Below are 22,795 nucleotides of genomic sequence, written 5' to 3'. Positions count from 1 at the left end.
AAAAATAAATTTTCTATGAAAGTATTAGCAAACGACGGTATTTCACAAAGTGGAATTGATGCTTTAGAAGCCGCAGGTTTTGAAGTGTCAACAACAACAGTAGCACAAGAACAACTAATAAATTATATTAACACCAACACTATTGCTGTTCTTTTGGTACGTAGTGCCACAACGGTAAGACAAAATGTTATCGACTCTTGCCCTAGCTTAAAAATTATTGGCCGTGGCGGCGTTGGTATGGATAATATAGATGTAGACTACGCACGCGAAAAAGGATTACAAGTTATCAATACACCAGCAGCCTCTTCACAATCTGTTGCAGAATTAGTTTTTGCACATTTATATGGAAGTGTCCGTTTCTTACATGACTCTAACAGGAATATGCCTCTAGATGGCGATACTCAATTTAAAAAACTGAAGAAGAATTATGCTAAAGGTATAGAACTTAGAGGAAAAACATTAGGAATTATTGGTTTAGGGCGTATAGGTCAAGAAGTTGCTAAAATTGCCTTAGGTGTTGGTATGCGTGTTATAGCGAGTGACTTATATATTGATAAAACAAATGTTGCTCTTGAGTTTTTTGACGGACAATCTTTAAGTTTTACTCTCGAAACTCAATCTATGGAAGATGTTTTAAAGCAATCGGATTTTATTACCTTACATATTCCTGCTCAAAAAGACTACATTATTGCTGAGAAAGAATTTGCCATAATGAAAGATGGTGTAGGGCTAATTAATGCCGCTCGTGGTGGTATAGTAAACGAAGTAGAATTAGTAAAAGCTTTAGAAAACGGTAAAGTTGCCTTTGCTGGTTTAGATACTTTTCAAGACGAACCCAAACCAGCAGTACAATTATTAATGAATGGAAGGATCTCTTTAACACCGCATATTGGTGCAGCTACTAATGAAGCTCAAGATAGAATAGGAACCGAATTAGCCACGCAAATAATAGCGCTTCTTGGTAACCAGTAAAAATAAGATTTAAAGAAAACTTAAAATAAATTCATAAAAAACTTAGCAGTTATCTGCTAAGTTTTTTTTAACAACAAAACGATGAAAGTGTTACCTGTAACAAAATCTATAATTACCCCTAAAAAACTCGGTGAATTTATAAAAGAAAAATACCAATTACATCCAGATTTTAATTGTAAATTATTTAGAACAGGAATGAATCATACCTAATTCCTTTCTAATCATGAAACGCAATATACTAATAAGAGTGTATTGCTATAATTGGAGATCAAAAACTGAAATTATTGAAGAAGTTAACCTTTTAAAAACATTACAAAATAATTATTTGAGTATTTCTTTTCCTATTTCAGATACAAATGGCGATTATATTCAAGAGATAAAGGCGCCTGAAGGAATTAGGTATGTTGTTCTCTTTTCGTTCGCAAAAGGAGAAAAAATTAGATTTATAGACAAAGAAACTTGTGCACTTATTGGAACATTAATCGCTAAAATTCATAAGGTTACATCTCAAAAAACGATTAACCGTGTTCATTATAACAAACAGTCCCTCATAGAAAAACCTTACGAACATTTAAAACCGTTTTTTGAAGAGAACCTCTCTGAAATGCAGTATATTAAATCACTAAGTTCTTTATTTCAAAAATCCGATTTTGAAAACTTTCCTCAGGGAATCGTTCATATGGATATATGGTATGATAATATGTCCATTACAAACGAAAAAGAGATTACAATATATGACTTTGATTTTTGTGGAAATGGGGTACAAATTTTAGATCTTGGTTATTTTTGTAAACATTTGTTTCATATAGAAACCGACAAAAAAGAATATGAGTTAAAAAAGCACTCTTTTTTACAAGGCTACCAAAGTATTCGCCCGCTTTCTAATAACGAATTAGCATTTATTCCTAAAGCAGGATTAGCTGTGTTTCTCTTTTACCTTGGCATTCAAGCTCAAAGATTTGATTACTCTAATATTTTTTTAACTCAAAACTATCTTAAAATGTTCTATATAGAAAGGTTAAAATCTTGGATTAAATATAACGTCATAACATAAGGCCTTAGATTATTAAAAACAATACTTTATACGCAATTCATTTCCTTTCATAAAATTATAGAAAAGTTAAACTTTTTTTTATTACTAACCAATTGTTTAGATTTGTATGGTAATTAGAAAGTATGGCCAGGAAAAAAGAATATAAAGAAAATGAAGTTATTGATAAAGCCATGAATGTATTCTGGCGTAATGGCTATGAAACGACATCTATGCAAATGCTTGAAAAGGAAATGGGAATAAATAAATTTTCGATTTATTCTAGTTTTGGAAATAAAAAAGGGCTCTTTATTGAAAGTTTAAAGTGCTACAAACAAAAGTTAAACACGCTTATTTCCCCATTAAAAGCATCGACAAATGGTGTTAATGGTATTAAGCAATACTTTTACAACTTTATAGAATTTTCTAAAGAAACAGAATACGGAAAAGGATGTTTAGTAACCAATACAGCTAATGAATTAGGTGAGAATGCAGACTCACAAATTAAAGAAGTATTGATAAATTTCACAAATGAGGTAAGAGAAGTATTTAAGGATAGTTTAAAACAAGATAAAACAAAGACCTTAACTATTATTGAACAACAAGCCGATTTTTTAATCATCTCAATGTTTGGATTATCTGCTGCAACCCGAGTCTTTAACACCCTACAGCTAAATCATTATATAGAAAATATATTTAAAAATTTATAACTTTTTTTTACCCAATAACTAAACACTTGTTTAGTTATTTAATATAAATAACAATTGAAAAATAAAAATTATGAGTACTTTACAAACAAATAACACACTAAAAATTCATACTATTGAATCTGCTTCAGAAGAAAGCAAAGTATTATTAGAAAAATCTATAAAATCGTTTGGTTCTATTCCAAATTTACATGGCGTACTAGCGGAATCACCAGCCTTATTAGATGCTTATCAAACATTACATGAGTTATTTTTAAACTCTTCCTTTAATAATGATGAACTTACTGTTGTTTGGCAAACCATAAACGTAGAACATGAATGCCATTATTGTATTCCTGCTCATGCAGCCATAGCCAGCTTGATGAAAGTCGACGATGCCATTACTACTGCATTAAGAAATAGAACAGAATTGCCAACACAGCATTTACAAGTATTACACGATACTACTTTATCTATGGTTAGAAATAGAGGTAATATATCACAGGAAGAGCTAAATACCTTTTATAATGCTGGCTTCAATCAAAAACATTTACTTGAAATCATTCTAGGCTTATCCCAAAAAGTGATTAGTAATTATACAAATCATATTGCCAAAACACCTTTAGATAAAAGATTTGAGAGTTTTTCTTAATTTAAAAATAAAGTAAAAATTGCAGTTACATTAATTAAAAACTTATGATTAATAATATTTATTCAAAAAGCATTAAGGACAAAAAATCAGCCTATTTTTTAATGCGAATAATTATAGGCATTAGTATGTTTGGCCACGGCTTAGTAAGGCTCCCTAAAATTGTAGCGTTTAGCAACTATATGGTAAAAAAGTTTGGGGATTCAATGTTACCAACCATTTTAGTGGAACCTTTTGGATACCTTTTAACATTAATGGAATTCATTTTAGGATTACTATTAATCATAGGTTTTTTTACAAAACAAGCATTAGTAGCAAGTATTATCACGATGTTACTTTTGGTTTTTGGGAGTACAATGATAGAAAATTGGTCTGTCATTAATTCTCAATTAATCCATGCTGCAATTTTTGCTTTTCTTTTATGGCATTTAAGTTATAATGACTGGGCACTAGATCATCTTTTAAAAAAAGGAATTAATCCTTTTAAATAATTGATTAGCTTTATAATACACAACACTAAAAATGACACAATGAAATTTAATACACTAATAAGTAGCATATTTATGCTATATGCTTTGGCTGCATGCAAAAATGAAAACCAGCCAATAGAAAAGCAATCATCGGTAAATAATGCTGAGGATACGATTTTAAATTCTAAAAATAAAGGTTACCAATTAGTTTATAATATGGTACAAAAAGTAGGAGATTATAATGCCTTTCTTAAAAAGAAAAATGTAATGTACACATATACCTACCAAACACCAGATGGAAAAACGGATATGTCTACAGAAAAATATATTTTTAATGGCGAATTATCTTATGGAGCTTACAAAAAACATGAACGTAGTTACCCTGAACTAGAAGGAATAGTAGAGCAAGGTTACGATGGTAGTAGTTATTGGCTTAAATACAATGACACCTTTGTTACTGATAAAAAACTATTAAAAAAAGTTGCATTTAATAGACCTACAAATTTTTATTGGTTTGCGATGCTTCCTAAACTATTAGATCCAGGATTACATTATGACTATTTAGGAGAAAAAAATATTAATGGCGTTGACTATGATATTGTAAAAGTTACTTTTGAGATTAAGGACAATAAACCTAAAGATATTTATCAGCTCTATATTAATAAAAACACAACATTAGTTGACCAGTTTCTTTTTACTGTTGCGGATTTTGATAAAATGGATCCATTTTTAATGCAAATAGAATATGAAAATATTGAAGGTTTATTAATTCCAACAAAGCGTAAATATAAGCAATCCAATTGGGATGCAGTTGTAAATGATGCATCATGGATACAAGTGAATTGGTCTGATATAACATTTAATAATAAAAATATAAGTCCTGCCGATTTTAAAAAATAAATAAGGTTATGTTCTAAATAGAGTCATAACTTTAACCGAATAATGAAATAAAAGTGCCTAAAATAAGACGCTTTTATTTTACATTACTTTTTAAACATATAAATACAGTATTTTGTTTTTATGTTTTATAAGTAAATTAAAAAAGCCAATGCACTTAAGTGCATTGGCTTTTAAGATTTAGTTGGTTTGATTGTGGTTTAGAATTTTACTCCAAATGCGACTTGGATATTAGTATTTACTGCTTCTATGTTTACTTCATCATCAAAAACATTTGTAAATCCGTAAGTATACCTTGCATCTAAAAAGAAATATTCAGTCAACATATATTCAATACCTACAACACCAGAAAATGCAATATCTTCAAAATTATCTTCGTGTTTATGCGTCTTTAAACCTGCTTGTGGACCGACTTCTAAAGCTATTTTATCACTTACGCCATATTTAAAAAGTACTGGTAGCTGTATGTAATTTATGTCCAAATTTTCATCTTTAGCTCCTTCAGCTGAAAATTGAAGCTCTGGCGCTATTGCCAAACTTTTTGACAAACTATACTCTCCAAAAAAACCAATTGCAAAACTATTTCTATGCTCATTCGCTATACCTTCAGGAACCTCTGGATCAAAATTTAAATTAGACATATTAAACCCGATTCTTGCTCCTATCATAGATTCTTGCGAAAATCCGTAAAACATACAAGTGAATAATGTTAAAGAGAGTAGTATTTTTTTCATAATTATTTTGTTTTTATTTGATTAATTTAAGTGCCGCTAATATATATTATTTTCATAAATAAGATACAATAATAAGATAAAGTGTATTATTTTAACTGTGTATAACTCAAAACCGTATCATTATATATACTTTTAATAATTCCATCAGCTAATCCAATTTTAGGTACATATATATCTTTGGCTCCGCTCCACTTCATTACAGACAAATAAATTCTAGTTGCTGGTATGATTACATCTGCTCTATCTTGATTTAGATCTAATTCTGAGATACGTTCTTCGTAAGAATAAGTCTGTAACATATTGTAATAAGAGGTCAAGTAAAAATATGTCAATGGCTTGCCTGCAGCTTTTCTTGAGATTTTGAAAATTTTATTAATATTCCCCCCAAATCCCATGACTTCTATCTTATCATAGCCCTTTGTTTGTGCTTTAATCCAAGCTTCTAATTCTTGCCAAGTTTCTTTTTTTACAATATCATTTAGTAATCTAACAGTTCCTATTTTAAAAGACTTGGATATTTTATTTTCCCCATTATGTATTATAGTAAATTCTGTACTTCCGCCTCCTACATCTACATATAAATACGTTTTATTACTATCGATATGGGCATGTAAATCTGTAGCTGCAATTATTGCTGCTTCTTCATCTCCTTCGATAACATCTATTTTAATACTTGTTTTCTTTAATATTGCTTTTGTAACTAATTCTCCATTCTTAGCTTCACGCATGGCAGATGTTGCGCAGGCTTTATATTTACTTACTTTATGGGATTTCATAAGTAATTTAAACGCTTGCATTGTATCCATCATACGGATCTTATTTTCTTCAGAAATTTCACCTTTTAAAAATACATCTGCACCTAAACGAATAGGTACACGAACCAATGAACTTTTTTTAAATCTTGCTGGTTTCCCTTCTTCTTCTATAATATTTGATATAAGTAATCTTACAGCATTAGATCCTATATCTATGGCTGCATATTTTTCAATTTTAAGCATTCTAATTTTCTAACTTGTTTTTTAAATAATTATAAGTTGCATATTGAGATCTTACTTTCTCATGAGTATTGAATTTATAAAGATTAGATTGAGATTCATCTAAAATCCGTGCTTTTACATTATCATTCCAACAAATCTCGAAGGTATCTATAAGCTCCTCTCTTATTTCCTTATCATAAATAGGGCAGCTTACTTCTACTCTATTTTCAATGTTTCTAGTCATAAAGTCTGCTGAAGAAATATACACCTTTGGATCATTATTATTGCAAAACATATACAATCGTGTATGCTCTAAAAACTTATCGATAACACTAATAACTTCTATATTTTCACTCATTCCTTTTACCCCTGGAATTAGGCTGCAAATGCCCCTTACTATCATTTTTATTTGTATTCCTGCTCTACTAGCTTCATATAGTTTATCTATCATCTTATAACTAGATATACTATTCATTTTAAGTTTTATATAGGCAGGCTTCCCCTCTTTTTTATTTAAAATTTCTTGATCTATTAATCTAAAAAAAGATTTTTGCGTATAGTGCGGCGATGTAATAATATGCTTGTATCGGTATATTTTATAATTTACTTCAAAAAAACTAAAGACCTTATTTAAATCTTTTAATATATTCTGATTAGCTGTAAACAACGTATAGTCTGTATAAATTCTAGCTGTAGATTCGTTGAAATTTCCTGTACTTACAAAACCATATCGCTTTATTTTATTCGCTTCTTCTCTTTCAATAATACACATTTTACTATGTACTTTTAACCCTTGAACTCCAAATAATAAATTGATTCCTTCACGTTGCATTTGCTCGGCATAATCAATATTTGCTTGTTCATCGAAACGTGCTTGGATTTCCATAGAAACAGTCACTTTTTTTCCATTCTTAACGGCATTTATTAATGAACTGGCGACATGTGAAACTTGCGCTAATCGATATATAGTAATTTTTATGGTTTTTACCTTTGGATCTAAGGCTGCCTCTCTTAAAAACTTAACAACATAAGCAAAAGTATGATAAGGTGCATATTGCAAATAATCTTTTTTTGAAATAGCTTCAAAAATACTATTTTGTAGGCTCAAACCTTTTATAGGTAAAGGTTCTATTTTATCATAAAGTAGATCTTCTCTCCCTAAACTTGGAAACCCCATATAATCTCTTCTATTATGATAGCGTCCACCTGGAATAATACTATCCTTAGATTCAATTCCCATTTTACTCATTAAAAAATGAAGGGTTTCATTGGCAATTGTTTTATCATACACAAAACGAATAGGCTCTCCATCTTGCCTATCTCTAACGCTATTGCTTATTTTTTCCATAAAACTCTTACTCAAATCGCTTTCTAGATCTAACTCTGCATCTCTAGTAATTTTTATCATATGAGCTGAAATGGACTTATAATCAAAAATATTAAAAATATCATCTAAGCAATACCGCAGTAAATCATCTATCATAATAATATAGCTTTTACCATTTTCTTCTGGTAAAACTATAAACCGTTCCATGTTTTTTGAAATCTCTATTAAAGCAAACTGATTTCCGTTACTTTCCAAAGCCATATTTATGGCTAAATATGCAGCACTATCCTTTAAATGCGGTAATTGTATTAAATCATTTAAAATAATAGTAACTAAGGCTGGGCTTACTTTTTGAATAAAATATGCTTTTATAAAAAGATGTTGGGAAGGCGTTATTTGTGTTTCATTAATTATAAAGATGTCCTCGTCTTCTAAGTAGCATTGAATGTTTTTTAGAATTTTTAAACTTTGCGCTTGTTGCTTAATAACCGTTTGCGTGATTATCTCTAATAATTCTGAGGCCTTAATACCACCCAATTGATTTTTCCCCCCTTTACCAGCGAAATCAATACGTTTTACTGTTGCGTACCTTACTTTAAAGAATTCATCTAAATTATTAGAAAAAATACCTAAAAACCGAAGACGCTCTATTAAAGGAACCGTTGTATCTGATGCCTCTTGAAGGACACGTGCATTAAATTGTAACCAACTTAATTCTCTGTTTATATAAACATTACCTGGCGTGTTCTTCATCATATTTTTCGTATAAATTTAATTAAATATTCTTTATTGTAATAACTATTTTAATCCTTTTGGAAACACAGTTCTAACGGTCTTTCCTTTTTTAAGCTCCTTCCAGGAGTTAATATTAAAATGAATTTCAACAAAACCAGATGTTGGCACATTTTCGACTATTAAATTCCCATAAGTATTTACAAAATGAGTCATAGCATAGTTATGTCCAAAAACCATTAGCTTGTCAACAGCATTTTCACAAGACCTTATAACATTAGTTAACTCATTTCCTGAAAAATCATAAAGACTCTCATTTAATAAAAAATCTACAGTTCCTAAATCTAGATTTTTTATAAATATAGTTGCTGTTTCTCTCGCTCTAGTAGCTGTGCTGGAAAGAATAAAGTCTGGGGATGAAATATTATGCTTTAAAAAAGCGCTAACGTTTTGAGCATCTTTAACACCTCTTTTTTTTAATGGTCTTTTATGATCTTCAAGATTATATTTCCATGAAGACTTAGCATGCCTTACTAAATATAAAGTTTTCATAGCTTTTACTAATTTAAAATAAACACCTATTACATTACAAAATTTATAGCCTTGATTGCTTATAAATTCATTGCGCTTTTAATTCCATTCATTGCGTGATTAAAAAGTGATTTCGATTTATTATGGCGACAATCGAGTTTTCACCCAATCCCAATCAGAATTCAACTTATAATCTATTCTATCATGCAATCTATTAGCGCGGCCTTGCCAAAATTCAATTTCTATAGGTTTGACTATAAAGCCGCCCCAAAATTCTGGCCTAGGAATTTCCTTTCCTTCAAACTTTTGCTCTAATTCTTTCATTTTTAACTCTAGATACGCTCTTGTTTTTATAACCGCACTTTGGTTAGAAACTATAGCTCCTAGTTGGCTTCCTCGTGGCCTAGATTCAAAATAACCATCACTAAGATTTGCTGCTATTTTTTCGGCCTTTCCTTTAATAATAATTTGCCGCTCTGCGCCTGCCCAAAAAAAGGACAAACAAACATTAGGATTTGCTTCTATAGCCTTGCCTTTTTCACTTTCATAATTAGTATAAAAGATAAACCCTTCGTAAGTATATTTCTTGAGAAGCACAATTCTATTTTTTGGAAAACCATCGACTCCTGTAGTAGAAAGAGTCATTGCATTGGTTTCATCTTCGGGAAAATTAGCATCTATTTCATGAAACCAATCTCTAAATAATTCTAAAGGGTTTTCTGGAGTATTATTTATTAACAACTCCCCTTTTTCATAAGATCTTCTGTAATCGCCTAAGTCTTTTTCCATAGTGCAATTTACAAGATTTTAAATTATTTTAAAGATGATTTTTAGTAACTTTATACAAAATGTACTCTGATGAAATTTACTTGCGTTATAAACATTAATGCTAAAATAGATAAAGTTCAAGATACTTTTTTAGATAATAACACACTACAATACTACCAGGATGGATTCAAGTCTAAAGAATATATTAGTGGTGTTATTAACACAAAAGGAGCTAAATCTAAAATAATCTATAAAAAATTCGAATTAATAGAAACAATCATTAAAAATGATTTACCTAAAGAGTTTATAGGGCTTTATGAACATGAAGATATGACTAATACTATGTCTGTTAAATTACGGCCTTTACTCAACGATAAAACACAATATATAACCGAAATTGAGTACACCAAATTTAATAATTTGTTTATAAAAGTACTTGCTAAAGTATATCCTAAAATGTTTAAAAGGCAAGTACAAAAATGGTTAGAACAGTTTAAATCTTATATTGAACAAAATTGATTTTCCACAAACAATACTAGGTGACTTATTAATTGTTTTTAGTTTCTAATTTAATTCCGACATACAACAAAATATTACAAACAATGCCACCTTTATGATCGCTTATTTAATTTTATAAAACCTGCTTTTAGTATTAAAATAATTAAATGCTTATAATTTATCTACAAATTTAAAACTCAAATATTTTCCCATCGTCTGCCAATTCTACATTTTCAAAATACTCATTAGCTTCTTCTTTAAATAGGTTTAGATTATTGTAACGTGTAGAATAATGTCCAAGTATTAGCATCCCTACATGTCCTTGTTTTGCAATCTTAGCGGCTTCTTTTGCTGTACTATGCTTAGTTTTAGGAGCCAATTTAGCATGTTGTTCTAAAAAGGTAGATTCATGATATAGTACATCCACATGTTTTATAAGCGGGACAATGTCTTCTTTATAAGCGGTATCGCTACAAAAAGCATAACTCTTTGGTTTTCTTCCTGATTTTGTAACCGTTTCATTCTTTATAAGTAGTCCTGCTTCATTCTCTACATCAAAACCTTGTTTTAATTTTCTATAATAAGCGGTATTTATATCTGCATTTAAAACAGCATTCATATCTAATTTGCGCTCCCCTTCCTTTTCTTTAAACAAAAACCCATTAGTATACACGCGATGATCGAGAGGTATTGTACTTACTTCCACGCTATCATCCTCAAAAACAACTTCAGAAACATCACTGGTAAGTTCATGAAAATATAAGTTATAATTAGTCCAAGAATTCGCTAATTTAAGTTGAAGAGTTATTAATTCCTTTAACCCTTTAGGGCCATGAATATGTAAATCTGCTTCACGAGTTAGCAATCTAAAAGTTGAGATTAAACCTATCAAGCCAAAAAAATGATCCCCATGTAAATGCGAAATAAAAATATGCTTGATTCTATTAAATTTTATTTTATGCTTACGTAACTGTACTTGTGTTCCTTCGCCGCAATCTATTAAAAAAATATGATTATTTATTTCTAATACTTGTGCTGTAGGGTTAGTAAATGTTCGGGGTGTTGCGCTATAACAGCCTAGAATGTTTAGTTTCAAATTGGTACTTTTAATATCTAATGATTTTATTTATTATAGTTTTCTGTATTGACATACTATAGTTATAATTTTGTTTTTACTTTAATAGCAAACGCTTAAAAAGAAACATAGAACAACAGCAACAAGGTGTTACAAATTCATAGAATATAGTTATAATCCTAGATCGCGCTCCATCTCTTCCATTTCAATAATGTCATAAGCTTCTTTTAACGTTGGTACCACAATAATCTCATCTGGTGTTTCATCTAAGTTTGTATTAGATGTTACCAATACAAATGACAAATGATGACGTCTATGCGTATTAGAAATTTGAAGAAACTCAACAATATCTTCAATACTTATGCCGTCTAAAGCACTTAGATTTACAATAATATTGTCATTCTTAAATTTGGGATATAGTACATTTATTTTCTTTACTAGTTCTATTATAGTAGCCTTCTCTTGCGTAATTATGGAAATGTTTCCGTCTTTGTTTAAAATCATAATCTACTGTTTTATCTTTGAAGCTAATAAATAAATAACTGACATCCTAACGGCAACCCCATTTTGTACTTGATCTAAAATAATAGCTTGCTTAGAATCTGCAACATCACTTGTAATCTCTACACCTCTATTTATAGGGCCTGGGTGCATAATAGTTATGTCTTTATCTAGTGAATCCAAAATGGTTTTATTCACTCCAAATTGTTGTGTATATTCTCTTGTGGATGGAAAGTAGCTAATATCCATTCTTTCATTTTGAACGCGTAACATATTAGCTACATCGCACCAATTAAGTGCTTTTCTTAGGTCCGTTTCTACAGTAACGCCTAATTTATCTATATATTTTGGTATTAGTGTTTTTGGACCGCATACCATAACATTTGCGCCTTGCAATTTTAAAGCATAAATATTAGACAATGCGACTCTACTATGCAATATATCGCCAACAATTACTACATTTTTTCCTGCGACATCTCCTAAACGCTCTCTAATAGAATATGAATCCAACAAAGCTTGTGTTGGGTGTTCATGGGCACCATCGCCTGCATTTATAATATTAGCATTGATATGTTTAGACAAAAATACACCTGCCCCTGGATTAGGGTGGCGCATTACAACCATATCTACTTTCATAGATAATATATTATTTACTGTATCTATTAAAGTCTCTCCTTTTTTAACAGAAGATTGTCCTGCCGAGAAATTAATCACGTCTGCCGATAAGCGTTTCTCTGCTAACTCGAATGATAATTTTGTTCGTGTCGAATTTTCGAAAAACAGATTGGCTATGGTAATATCTCTAAGCGAAGGGACTTTTTTTATCGGTCTATTAATAACCTCTTTAAAATGGTCGGCTGTTTCAAAAATAAGTTGAATGTCTTTTTCTTGAAGGTATTTTATTCCTAATAAGTGATCTACACTTAATTCGCTCATCTTTTTTAAGTATTCTGTAAGCGCACATTACGCTGCCTGTTATTTTATTACTGTACTGAAATCTAAACCAATGCGTTTAGTTATTTATTACCGCTCTTAATTATTAATTAAGTAAACACAATCTTCTCCTTCATTTTCTTCCCAGTTTACTTTTACCTTTTCTTTATTAATTGCATCTACTTGTCTACCTCTATAATCTGGTTGAATAGGTAAATGTCTGCTAAATCGCCTATCAATTAACGTAAGTAATTCTATTTCCTTAGGCCTTCCAAAAGATTGAATTGCTGTTAATGCGGCTCTAATACTCCGGCCTGTATATAAAACATCGTCTATAAAAACAACCTTTTTATTCTCTACTTCAAAATTAATCTGTGTGGTATTGGCTTCTAGTATTTTTTCCCCACGACGAAAATCATCACGATAAAATGTAATGTCTAGATGTCCTAGCACTACATTTTTAATTTTATATTCTATTTTTAGTATTTCAGCCAAACGATCGGCTAAATATTTTCCTCTGGGTTGAATTCCTATTAAAACTGTATTAGAAAAATCATGATGATTTTCAATAAGTTGACAAGCCAATCTATGTAGAATGATGTTTACCTCTGTTGCGTTAAGTAACACTTTTTGACTCATATTTTCCAAACGTATTTGGTATACAAAGTTAGTGTAAATATTTAGATATTAAAAGCTGTTTTCTGTTAGTATTATATTGCGTCATTAACAAAAGAAATAGTGTGGTTTATTTTCCCCTAGTTAAAAGTGATTTACAGACTGTAGTTATAGTCATACTTTATGTATATAAAACACTATTAAGCCTACACGTAATAAAGATTAGTACGGCTACAATTGTAAAATAAAAAAGCCTCTCGTATCGAGAGGCCTTTATATTTAGGATGGTATTTCCCTGCTATTAAACAGGAAAATGAATTATATTTTTCCGTCCATTTTATCTTTAAGAGCTTGTAAAGCATCATTAGCATCACCTAAAGTAGGTTTTGCTTCTGCAGCTTGATTCGCAGCTTTTTTAGCAGCAGCTTTCACATTTGCCATTTCTTCTGCTTTAAAAAGTGCAGTATGCGATGCTACTACTCTCTTAAACTCTTTATTAAATTCTATAATTTTGAATTCAGCGGTATCCCCTTTCTTAAGTTTCTTACCATCTTCTTTTTCAAGGTGACGTGAAGGAACAAAAGCAACGATATCGTCATTAAATTCAATAGTAGCCCCTTTATCTACAACCTCAGCAATTTCTGCTGTATGTGTTGTATCTAAAGCAAATTCAGTTTCATACTTATCCCATGGATTTTCTGTTGTTTGTTTATGACCTAAAGATAATTTACGTCCTTCAACATCCAACTCAAGTACTACTACATCTAATTTATCGCCTACGGCACAGAACTCAGATGGGTGTTTAATTTTCTTAGTCCAAGATAAATCTGAGATGTAAATTAATCCATCGATACCTTCTTCTAATTCTACAAATACACCAAAGTTTGTAAAGTTACGTACTATCCCTGAGTGCTTAGAACCTACAGGGTATTTAGTCGTAATATCTGTCCATGGGTCTTGAGACAATTGCTTGATTCCCAATGACATCTTACGATCTTCTCTATCCAATGTTAATACTTGTGCTTCTACAACATCGCCTACAGATACAAAATCGTTAGCAGAACGTAAGTGTGTAGACCATGACATTTCAGAAACGTGAACTAATCCTTCAACACCTTCTGCTACTTCAATAAATGCACCGTAATCTGCGATTACAACAACTTTACCTTTTACTTTGTCTCCAACATTTACTTCTTCACCTAAAGCATCCCATGGGTGCTTGCTTAATTGCTTAAGACCTAATTGAATTCTTGATTTGTTTTCATCAAAATCAAGGATTACAACATTTAATTTTTGATCTAACTCAACAATCTCATTTGGATGATTAATTCTAGACCAAGATAAATCTGTAATATGAACTAATCCATCAACGCCACCAAGGTCAATAAATACACCGTAAGAAGTAATATTTTTAACAATACCTTCTAATACTTGACCTTTTTCTAATTGACCAATAATTTCTTTCTTCTGTACTTCAATATCAGCTTCAATAAGTGCTTTATGAGATACAACTACGTTTTTGAATTCGTGGTTAATTTTCACCACTTTGAATTCCATAGTTTTATTTACGTATTGATCGTAATCTCTAATTGGTTTAACGTCAATTTGAGAACCAGGTAAGAATGCTTCGATTCCGAAAACATCTACAATCATACCACCTTTAGTTCTACACTTTACAAAACCATTAACGATTTCACCTGTATCGTGCGCATTGTTTACACGATCCCATGCTTTAATTACACGTGCTTTTCTGTGAGATAATACTAATTGTCCTGTTGCATCTTCACGAACATCAATTAATACTTCTACTTTGTCTCCTACTGCTAAGTTTGGATTGTAACGGAATTCATTCAATGAAATAACACCTTCAGACTTCGCATTAATGTCGATAATAGCATCGCGATCTGTAATATGAATTACTTCTCCTTCTACAACTTCGTCATTTAAAGTATCTACGAAGTTTTCTGATACTAATTTTTCAAATTCTTTTAATTGAGAATCTTCAACTTCATCAATTCCTTCTTGGTAATTGTGCCAATTGAATTCTGCTAAGAATTTTTCTGGGTTTGCTTGTGCTTCAGAAATTACTGGAGCCTCTACTGTTGTTGCTTCTTTAGCTTCAACTTCTGCTTGTTTTGCTTTTTCAGCCATTGCAGATAATAATTTGTATTCTGTACGCTTTGGAAGATGGTTAACGATAACACACAGAAGTGTTAAGTTTAATTTCGTTTTTAAGTGCCTTTCTTCTTCCTATAATTCGTTAAAAGGAGTGCAAAAATACTACTTTTTAACCATATTGCCTAATATAGAATAAAAAACATTGAATCCACTGTATTACAATAAGATAACATTCATTTCAAATCTACAGAATAACTTTAATTTTTTGTTTTTTTTATTAGGAATACTCCTGTTAATATTCTAAAACTATTCCGTTTTAAAACTAAACTTTTATTTAATACTAATAAAAGAATTGTCTTTTTTAGGCAGCTCATCTTTGGTTATATAAATCAATTAGTATAATTTTGCTATTCAAGTGAATATTGTTTTCAATAAATATCTATATTTAATTGCTGTTCTAATACTAAACACATTTGCTAATGTACAAGCAAATAATGTTACTGGTACTATAGATAGCAATGTTGTTACTCAGTATTCTAATTCATTAGATTATTCTGTAGAACATGCCTTTAATCAGAATACAACTGTACTTTCTTATAACTCATTCCACAAACATTCAAAACACAACTTATTTTTTGACCTTGTAGAGCATGACGAAATAGAAAATGAGGAACCCACACCTTTAAAACAGTTATATGTTAAAGACCGCCTAAGCACTGCTTTTATTCTTAAAAGTTTTTCTAATGAACTTCAAAAAAACGTAGCACGTCCGCTAAGGATTGTTAAAGCACAAAAAGTAAAGCTTCACTTACGCTTCCAAGTTTTCTTAATTTGATAACAATAAATCAGACTTTTTAGCATATAAGTCTATTTTAAATCTAACCTTTTAGAATTTTAAATAATCCCCCATCATTTCGGGGTTGATTATAAATCATTATCATTTTACAAAAAACTTAACAAGTGAAAATTATTAAGAAAACTGCCGTTTTCATAGGCTTATTCGCATTTTTATTTCTAACAAACTGCGAAACAAAAAAAGAAAAAAAAGAAAAAAAAGTCCAATTTCTCATAACAAATCCACTAAAAAAAGATACTAGTATAACTAAAGATTATGTGAGTCAAATTCATGCCATCAAGCATATAGAATTAAGAGCTTTAGAACGCGGTTATTTAAAACAGATCTTTGTAGATGAAGGACAGTATGTAAAAAAAGGGCAAAATATGTTTCAAATTATGCCTAACATCTATCAAGCAGAACTTCAAAAAGCTAAATCAGAATCTAAAATAGCTGAAATCGAACTACGAAACACTAAGCTATTAGCAGATGGTGATGTTGTATCTCCTAATGAGCTCGCTATGGCTAAAGCTCATTTTAATAAAGCGAATGCTGAAGTCACACTCGCTAGAACACATTTAAATTTCACGAGTGTAAAAGCCCCATTTAACGGAATTATGAACCTGCTTGAAGTAAGAGAAGGAAGTCTCTTAGAAGAAGGGGAATTATTAACGACACTTTCAGACAATAGTAAAATGTGGGTTTATTTTAATGTGCCAGAAGCCCAGTACTTAAATTACATTACTAATAAAAACAGGAGTAATCAAGAAGTTAAACTCTTAATGGCCAACAATAAAATTTTTAGTCATAGCGGAATTGTAGAAACCATTGAAGGTGAATTCAATAATGAAACAGGTAATATCGCATTTAGAGCGACTTTTCCAAACCCTGAAAACGTGTTAAGACACGGAGAAACAGGAAGTATTCTAATGACAACACCTTATAAAGGTGCTATTATTATACCACAAAAAGCCACCTTTGAGATCTTAGATAAAACATACGTCTTTATAGTCGATAAAAACAATACTGTTACACAAAAAGAAATAGAAATTGAAGCAGAAATACCTCACTTATTTATTATAAAAAAAGGAATATCTGTAAATGATAAAATCCTCCTTGAAGGCATTAGGATGGTAAAAAATAAAGAACAGATACATACTAAATTTATAAAACCAGAAATGGTTTTATCCAATTTAGAGCTTTACGCAGAATAGTATTTATTAAATCCATAAAAACATGTTTAAACAATTTATAAAAAGACCCGTTTTGGCGATTGTCATTTCGGTTATAATACTATTTATGGGAGGCCTAGCGATAAAGCAATTGCCTATCTCTCAATTTCCACAAATAGCGCCTACTACAGTAAATATTTTTATAGCATATCCAGGCTCGAGTGCTGATGTATTAGTTAATTCAACACTTATTCCTTTAGAAACAGCTATAAATGGTGTTCAAGATATGCGCTATATTGCTTCTGATGCTACCAGCGCAGGGGAAGGAACATTACGTGTTATTTTCGAACCAGGAACAGACCCCAACGAAGCTGTAGTTAGAATAAAAACTAGAGTGGATCAAGTTATGCCTTTACTTCCTGAACTGGTTCAGCGAGAAGGGGTTATTATTACTCCTGTTCAACCAAGTATGTTAATGTACGTTAACCTCTCTAGCACAAATAAAAATAACGACGAAAAGTTTTTATATAACTATGCATACACAAAAATAATTCCAGAAATTCAACGTATAAAAGGTATTGCAAGCGCAAAAATCTTAGGAAGCAGAAAATACGCTATGCGTGTATGGCTAAAACCAGATAGAATGCGTGCCTATAACATTTCGGCAGAAGATGTGTTAGAAGCTATGGAAGAACAAAGTATTCTTGCTAGACCAGGGCGTTTAGGAAGAAGTTCAGGACAAACAGCACAATCTTTAGAATATGTTTTAACCTATCAAAATAGGTATGATAAACCCAGCCAATACGAAAATATTATAATTCGTGCCGACAAAGAAGGTCACATTATAAAACTAGCCGATGTCGCTGATGTAAAACTAGGTAGTGAATTTTTTGACATCTATTCAAATTTAGATGGTGAACCCTCTGCCTCCATTGTTTTAAAGCAAACTTTTGGAAGTAATGGTAGTGCTGTTATTGCCAACGTAAAAGAAAAATTAGAGGAACTAAAAATAGATTTGCCTCCAGGAGTAAACTTTAAAATAAGCTACGATGTTTCAAACTTCTTAGACGCCTCTATTGAGCAGGTTATTCATACTCTTAGAGATGCATTTATTTTAGTTGCTATTGTTGTATTCTTGTTTTTAGGGGACTGGCGTTCTACTTTAATTCCCATAATAGCAGTTCCTGTCTCGTTAATTGGCGCATTCTTTGTAATGCAGATTTTCGGGTTATCTATAAACCTTATTACACTTTTCGCATTGGTACTCGCTATTGGTATTGTTGTAGATAACGCCATTGTTGTAGTAGAAGCTGTTCATGTAAAAATGGAAGAAGAACACTGCTCTCCATATAAAGCATCTTATGAGGTTTTAGGAGAAATTGGAGGTGCTATTGTAGCCATTACATTAGTTATGGTTTCTGTTTTTATCCCAATATCTTTTATGACAGGACCTGTAGGTGTTTTTTACAGACAATTTTCGATAACTATGGCTGGGGCTATTGTTATTTCTGCTATTGTCGCTCTCACACTAACTCCTGTGCTTTGCGCAATGTTATTAAAGAACAATCATAATAAAAAAAGAAAAACACCAATAGACAGGTTTATTAATTGGTTTAATAAAGGATTTGAACACTTAACAGGTAAATATACTAACCTCTTAACCAAAATTGTAGCTAGACGTCTTGTAACCTTCGGAATATTAGCCGCATTTTGTGCAGGAATATTCTTTACAAACAAAGTATTACCTGCTGGCTTTATTCCTAACGAAGACCAAGGAATGATTTATGCTATTATACAAACACCGCCTGGAGCAACTCTAGAACGCACAAATGAAGTAGCAAAAAAACTTCAAAAAATTTGTGAAGAAACCGAAGGTGTAGAATCGGTAACATCCTTGGCTGGATATGAGATCATGACCGAAGGTAGAGGCTCTAATGCAGGGACCTGTTTAATTAATCTAAAACCATGGTCTAAACGACAACATTCTGTCCATGAAATAATGGAAGAACTAGAAGAAGAAACCAAAAACTTAGGTGCTGTAATAGAGTATTTTGAACCCCCAGCTGTGCCTGGATTTGGGTCTTCTGGCGGATTTGCTATGCGTTTATTAGATAAAACAAACTCAACAGATTATCACCATTTTGAATCCATAAATAATGCCTTTATAGCTGCATTATCCAAACGTAAAGAACTTACGGGATTATTTACTTTTTTCTCAGCAAATTATCCACAATATCAGTTAAAAATAAATAACAAAATAGCAATGCAAAAAGGGGTAACTATTGGAAAAGCAATGGAAAACCTTAATATTTTAATAGGGAGTACTTACGAACAAGGGTTTATTCGTTTTGGAAGGTTTTTTAAAGTTTACACACAAGCTGCGCCAGAATATAGACGTTTACCAAGTGACCTCGAAAAACTTTTTGTTAAAAATGAAGCCGGTGAAATGGTTCCGTATTCTGCTTTTATGAGTATTGAAAAAAAATTAGGTCCTAATGAAATAACACGATATAATTTATACAATTCTGCATCTATAAGAGGATTACCGGCTCCCGGTTTTACTAGTGGAGATGCTATTACTGCAATTAAAGAGGTGGCTGCAAAAGAATTACCCAAAGGTTATGATATTGCATGGGAAGGGCTTACCTATGATGAAGCTCAAAGAGGCAATGAATCTATATACATTTTTATTATCGTACTTGTCTTTGTCTATTTTATACTCGCAGCGCAATACGAAAGCTTCCTGTTACCTTTTGCTGTTATATTATCATTACCTATTGGAGTATTTGGATCGTTTATTCTATTAAAAACAATGGGATTAGCTAATGATGTTTATGCGCAAATTGGCGTTATTATGCTTGTTGGGTTATTGGGGAAAAACGCCGTTCTTATTGTTGAATTTGCTGTCCAAAAACACAGGCAAGGTGCTACAGTTTTACAAGCAGCCATTGAAGGTTCTAAAGCACGATTTAGACCTATTTTAATGACCTCTTTTGCTTTTATTGCAGGATTAATCCCTTTAGTTGTTGCTTCTGGAGCAGGTGCTATAGGTAATAGAACTATAGGGAGCTCTTCTTTAGGCGGTATGCTCATTGGAACTCTTTTTGGTGTTTTAATCATCCCTGGACTTTACTATATTTTCGCAAAAATGTCAGAAGGGAAAAGCCTTATTAAAGATGAAGTTAGTGAACCGCTTTCTGAAGAATTTATACGGAATAGTGAAACCGAAAGCCAAAGTCGTAAAAATGCATTAAAAATTAGCAAACTAACAAATCTGCTAAGAAAACTAAGAAAAAACAAGAACGATGAATAAAATCATTAAAATAAAAAAAACGGTTCTATTTAATATACTTAGCATCCTACTTCTCTACTCTTGTGTTCCAACGCAAATAGCAGTTAGAGAAGAAAACAAAACGGTACCTAAGCAATATCAAAAAGAATTAGCAGATACACTTAATACAGCTACTGTAAAATGGAGAGATTTCTTTTTAGACGCTAATCTTGTTAAATTAATAGACACAGCATTAGTTAACAATCAAGAGCTTAACATTATGTTGCAACAAATAGTTAGAGCCAATAATGAAATTAAAGTAAGAAAAGGAGAGTATTTACCCTTTGTAGATGTATATGCAGGCGCAGAGCTAGAAAAAGTAGGCGAATTTACTCGAAAAGGAGCTGTTGAACAACATTTAAATATTCGCGAAAATGAAGCATTCCCTGAACCTTTAACCGATTTTTCTATTGGACTCTCAGCATCCTGGGAATTAGATATTTGGAAAAAACTACGCAATAGTAAAAAAGTTGCCGTTTTTGAATATCTTAGTACCATTGAAGGTAAAAACTTTATGGTTACTAATTTGGTTTCTGAAATTGCGAATTCTTATTATGAATTATTAGCTTTAGACAATCAGTTAACGATTATTGAGCAAAACTTAAATATTCAGCAAAATGCCTTAAGAATGGTTAAACTTCAGAAAGAAGCTGCACGAGTAACACAATTAGCCGTGCGACGTTTTGAAGCAGAGGTTTATAAAAATAAAAGTAATAAATCCAAAATTCAACAAAGAATAGTTGAAATCGAAAATAACATTAATTTTTATTTAGGGCGTTACCCGCAAACTATTGATAGAGATCCGAAGTATTTTTTAAATAAAATCATAAATCCTATCCATACAGGTGTCCCGTCTCAACTTCTAGCTAATCGACCAGACATTAAGCAATCTGAATATGAATTAGAAGCCTATAAATTAGATGTTAAAGTAGCGAAGTCTAATTTTTACCCCAGTATAGGTATTAAGGCTGGAGTTGGCTTACAAGCCTTCAAACCTAAATATCTTACAAGTACACCTGAATCCCTTTTATATTCTTTAGTCGGTGATGTTGTGAGCCCTTTAATTAATAGAAATGCAATAAAAGCGGAATATAAAAATGCAAATAGCAGGCAATTACAAGCTGTTTACGACTATGAGAAAACTATTTTAAATGGTTATATTGAAGTTGCTAACGCACTATCTAATATTAATAATTTAAAAGAGAGTTATAGACTGAAGGAAGCCCAAGTAAAAGCCTTATCAGAATCTATTGATTTATCAATTAGACTTTTTAAATCTGCTAGAGCAGAATATACAGAAGTATTACTAACTCAAAGAGAAGCTTTGGATTCTAGAATTGAAATCATAGATACAAAAAAAGAACAACTCTTAGCAAATGTAAAACTATACCAAGCTTTAGGTGGTGGTTGGAATTAAATAAGAATATTAAAACAATAAAGCCATCTTACAAAATGTAAGATGGCTTTAATATGCATGTTGTTCTACAATATTAAAAACGCCTCTAGTTTAAAGTATCTTATATTAAATCCACTTTCTTATGAGGGCAGTATCTCATAAACTGTGTAAGTTTAAAAATCTCGGGGTTTAATTCACCCTCGAGATTTTTTTATTTATTAACTTTAACACATTTATGAAACCAGAAGATTTATTAAACGACGCTTTTTTAGAACAATTTAAAAACGGTTCAGAGCTAACCAGTTTTCTAGAACAGCTTCACAAGCGAGGAGTTGAAAAGATTTTAGAAGGCGAATTATCCGCTCATTTAGATTATAAAAAGCATAAAAAGAGTAGTACTACTAATTCTAGAAATGGTTACTCAAAAAAGAAATTAAAAACCACCTTAGGAGAAACAGAGATCCAAGTTCCTAGAGATAGAGAAGGTTCTTTTAACCCAATGCTTGTAAAGAAAAGAGAAAGCACAACAGAAGGTGTAGAAAACCTTA

At 31.3% G+C, this 22,795-nt stretch carries 23 protein-coding genes; 13 read left to right on the top strand and 10 right to left on the bottom strand.

The window, feature by feature from the left end:
- Positions 1-15: 15 nt before the first annotated feature.
- The 7 genes from AC2D8I_RS08870 (at position 16) to AC2D8I_RS08840 (ending at position 4,707) form a co-directional block, all read left to right on the top strand.
- Positions 16-972 carry a D-2-hydroxyacid dehydrogenase gene (locus tag AC2D8I_RS08870; RefSeq protein ID WP_484705646.1) on the top strand — a complete coding sequence of 319 codons (957 nt, stop codon included), beginning with the start codon at positions 16-18 and terminating at the stop codon, positions 970-972.
- Positions 973-1,053: 81 nt separating this feature from the next.
- Positions 1,054-1,182 (top strand): hypothetical protein, encoded by a 129-nt coding sequence (locus AC2D8I_RS08865; RefSeq protein ID WP_484705645.1) that lies wholly within the window; start codon positions 1,054-1,056, stop codon positions 1,180-1,182.
- 13 nt (positions 1,183-1,195) lie between these two features.
- A complete protein-coding gene (locus AC2D8I_RS08860; protein ID WP_484705644.1) occupies positions 1,196-2,026 on the top strand; it encodes a phosphotransferase in 831 nt (276 codons plus the stop codon).
- Between the two features lie 122 nt (positions 2,027-2,148).
- On the top strand, positions 2,149-2,712 hold the full coding sequence (locus tag AC2D8I_RS08855) for a TetR/AcrR family transcriptional regulator (RefSeq protein WP_484705643.1): 564 nt from the start codon (positions 2,149-2,151) through the stop codon (positions 2,710-2,712).
- Positions 2,713-2,782: 70 nt separating this feature from the next.
- Entirely contained in the window at positions 2,783-3,340 is a 558-nt protein-coding gene (locus tag AC2D8I_RS08850; protein ID WP_484705642.1) for a carboxymuconolactone decarboxylase family protein, read from the top strand.
- Between the two features lie 44 nt (positions 3,341-3,384).
- On the top strand, positions 3,385-3,828 hold the full coding sequence (locus AC2D8I_RS08845; protein WP_484705641.1) for a DoxX family protein: 444 nt from the start codon (positions 3,385-3,387) through the stop codon (positions 3,826-3,828).
- 39 nt (positions 3,829-3,867) lie between these two features.
- Complete coding sequence (locus AC2D8I_RS08840; RefSeq protein ID WP_484705640.1) at positions 3,868-4,707, top strand: hypothetical protein; 840 nt, start codon at positions 3,868-3,870, stop codon at positions 4,705-4,707.
- A gap of 197 nt (positions 4,708-4,904) precedes the next feature.
- Here AC2D8I_RS08840 and AC2D8I_RS08835 read toward each other — a convergent pair whose 3' ends face one another.
- From AC2D8I_RS08835 to pdxH, 5 genes are all read right to left on the bottom strand, one after another.
- The gene (locus AC2D8I_RS08835; protein ID WP_484705639.1) at positions 4,905-5,438 is read right to left on the bottom strand and encodes a porin family protein; all 534 of its coding nucleotides are present in this window, start codon (positions 5,436-5,438) and stop codon (positions 4,905-4,907) included.
- 86 nt (positions 5,439-5,524) lie between these two features.
- Positions 5,525-6,436, bottom strand: a complete 912-nt coding sequence (locus AC2D8I_RS08830; RefSeq protein WP_484705638.1) for a Ppx/GppA phosphatase family protein — start codon at positions 6,434-6,436, stop codon at positions 5,525-5,527.
- Position 6,437: 1 nt separating this feature from the next.
- On the bottom strand, positions 6,438-8,498 hold the full coding sequence (gene ppk1 / locus AC2D8I_RS08825) for a polyphosphate kinase 1 (RefSeq protein ID WP_484705637.1): 2,061 nt from the start codon (positions 8,496-8,498) through the stop codon (positions 6,438-6,440).
- Between the two features lie 42 nt (positions 8,499-8,540).
- Positions 8,541-9,026 carry a SixA phosphatase family protein gene (locus AC2D8I_RS08820; protein WP_484705636.1) on the bottom strand — a complete coding sequence of 162 codons (486 nt, stop codon included), beginning with the start codon at positions 9,024-9,026 and terminating at the stop codon, positions 8,541-8,543.
- Positions 9,027-9,146: 120 nt separating this feature from the next.
- Entirely contained in the window at positions 9,147-9,794 is a 648-nt protein-coding gene (gene pdxH / locus AC2D8I_RS08815; RefSeq protein ID WP_484705635.1) for a pyridoxamine 5'-phosphate oxidase, read from the bottom strand.
- Between the two features lie 69 nt (positions 9,795-9,863).
- Here pdxH and AC2D8I_RS08810 point away from each other — a divergent pair, with 69 nt between their 5' ends.
- Positions 9,864-10,292, top strand: coding sequence for a hypothetical protein (locus tag AC2D8I_RS08810; RefSeq protein WP_484705634.1), 429 nt, complete (start codon positions 9,864-9,866; stop codon positions 10,290-10,292).
- 169 nt (positions 10,293-10,461) lie between these two features.
- Here AC2D8I_RS08810 and AC2D8I_RS08805 read toward each other — a convergent pair whose 3' ends face one another.
- The 5 genes from AC2D8I_RS08805 to rpsA form a co-directional block, all read right to left on the bottom strand.
- Positions 10,462-11,367 (bottom strand): ribonuclease Z, encoded by a 906-nt coding sequence (locus AC2D8I_RS08805; RefSeq protein ID WP_484705633.1) that lies wholly within the window; start codon positions 11,365-11,367, stop codon positions 10,462-10,464.
- A gap of 150 nt (positions 11,368-11,517) precedes the next feature.
- The gene (locus tag AC2D8I_RS08800) at positions 11,518-11,850 is read right to left on the bottom strand and encodes a ribonuclease Z (RefSeq protein ID WP_484705632.1); all 333 of its coding nucleotides are present in this window, start codon (positions 11,848-11,850) and stop codon (positions 11,518-11,520) included.
- Between the two features lie 3 nt (positions 11,851-11,853).
- Positions 11,854-12,783, bottom strand: coding sequence for an aspartate carbamoyltransferase catalytic subunit (locus tag AC2D8I_RS08795; protein ID WP_484705631.1), 930 nt, complete (start codon positions 12,781-12,783; stop codon positions 11,854-11,856).
- Positions 12,784-12,879: 96 nt separating this feature from the next.
- Positions 12,880-13,419 (bottom strand): bifunctional pyr operon transcriptional regulator/uracil phosphoribosyltransferase PyrR, encoded by a 540-nt coding sequence (pyrR, locus tag AC2D8I_RS08790; RefSeq protein WP_484705630.1) that lies wholly within the window; start codon positions 13,417-13,419, stop codon positions 12,880-12,882.
- A 294-nt stretch (positions 13,420-13,713) separates the two neighbouring features.
- Complete coding sequence (gene rpsA / locus AC2D8I_RS08785; RefSeq protein WP_484705629.1) at positions 13,714-15,546, bottom strand: 30S ribosomal protein S1; 1,833 nt, start codon at positions 15,544-15,546, stop codon at positions 13,714-13,716.
- Between the two features lie 382 nt (positions 15,547-15,928).
- On the opposite strand from rpsA, the gene AC2D8I_RS08780 reads away from it, so the two are divergent.
- The 5 genes from AC2D8I_RS08780 to AC2D8I_RS08760 all read left to right on the top strand — a co-directional run.
- Positions 15,929-16,348 carry a hypothetical protein gene (locus AC2D8I_RS08780; protein WP_484705628.1) on the top strand — a complete coding sequence of 140 codons (420 nt, stop codon included), beginning with the start codon at positions 15,929-15,931 and terminating at the stop codon, positions 16,346-16,348.
- 134 nt (positions 16,349-16,482) lie between these two features.
- Entirely contained in the window at positions 16,483-17,562 is a 1,080-nt protein-coding gene (locus tag AC2D8I_RS08775) for an efflux RND transporter periplasmic adaptor subunit (RefSeq protein WP_484705736.1), read from the top strand.
- Positions 17,563-17,584: 22 nt separating this feature from the next.
- Positions 17,585-20,833 (top strand): efflux RND transporter permease subunit, encoded by a 3,249-nt coding sequence (locus tag AC2D8I_RS08770; RefSeq protein WP_484705627.1) that lies wholly within the window; start codon positions 17,585-17,587, stop codon positions 20,831-20,833.
- Positions 20,826-22,268 carry a TolC family protein gene (locus tag AC2D8I_RS08765; RefSeq protein WP_484705626.1) on the top strand — a complete coding sequence of 481 codons (1,443 nt, stop codon included), beginning with the start codon at positions 20,826-20,828 and terminating at the stop codon, positions 22,266-22,268. Before AC2D8I_RS08770 ends, AC2D8I_RS08765 begins: the two co-directional genes overlap by 8 nt.
- Positions 22,269-22,482: 214 nt before the next feature.
- The coding region (locus tag AC2D8I_RS08760; protein ID WP_484705625.1) for a transposase at positions 22,483-22,795 on the top strand (313 nt) is incomplete at its 3' end.

This window comes from Lacinutrix sp. YIN62, assembly GCF_057219185.1.
This window is presented reverse-complemented; position numbering and strand designations above follow the sequence as displayed.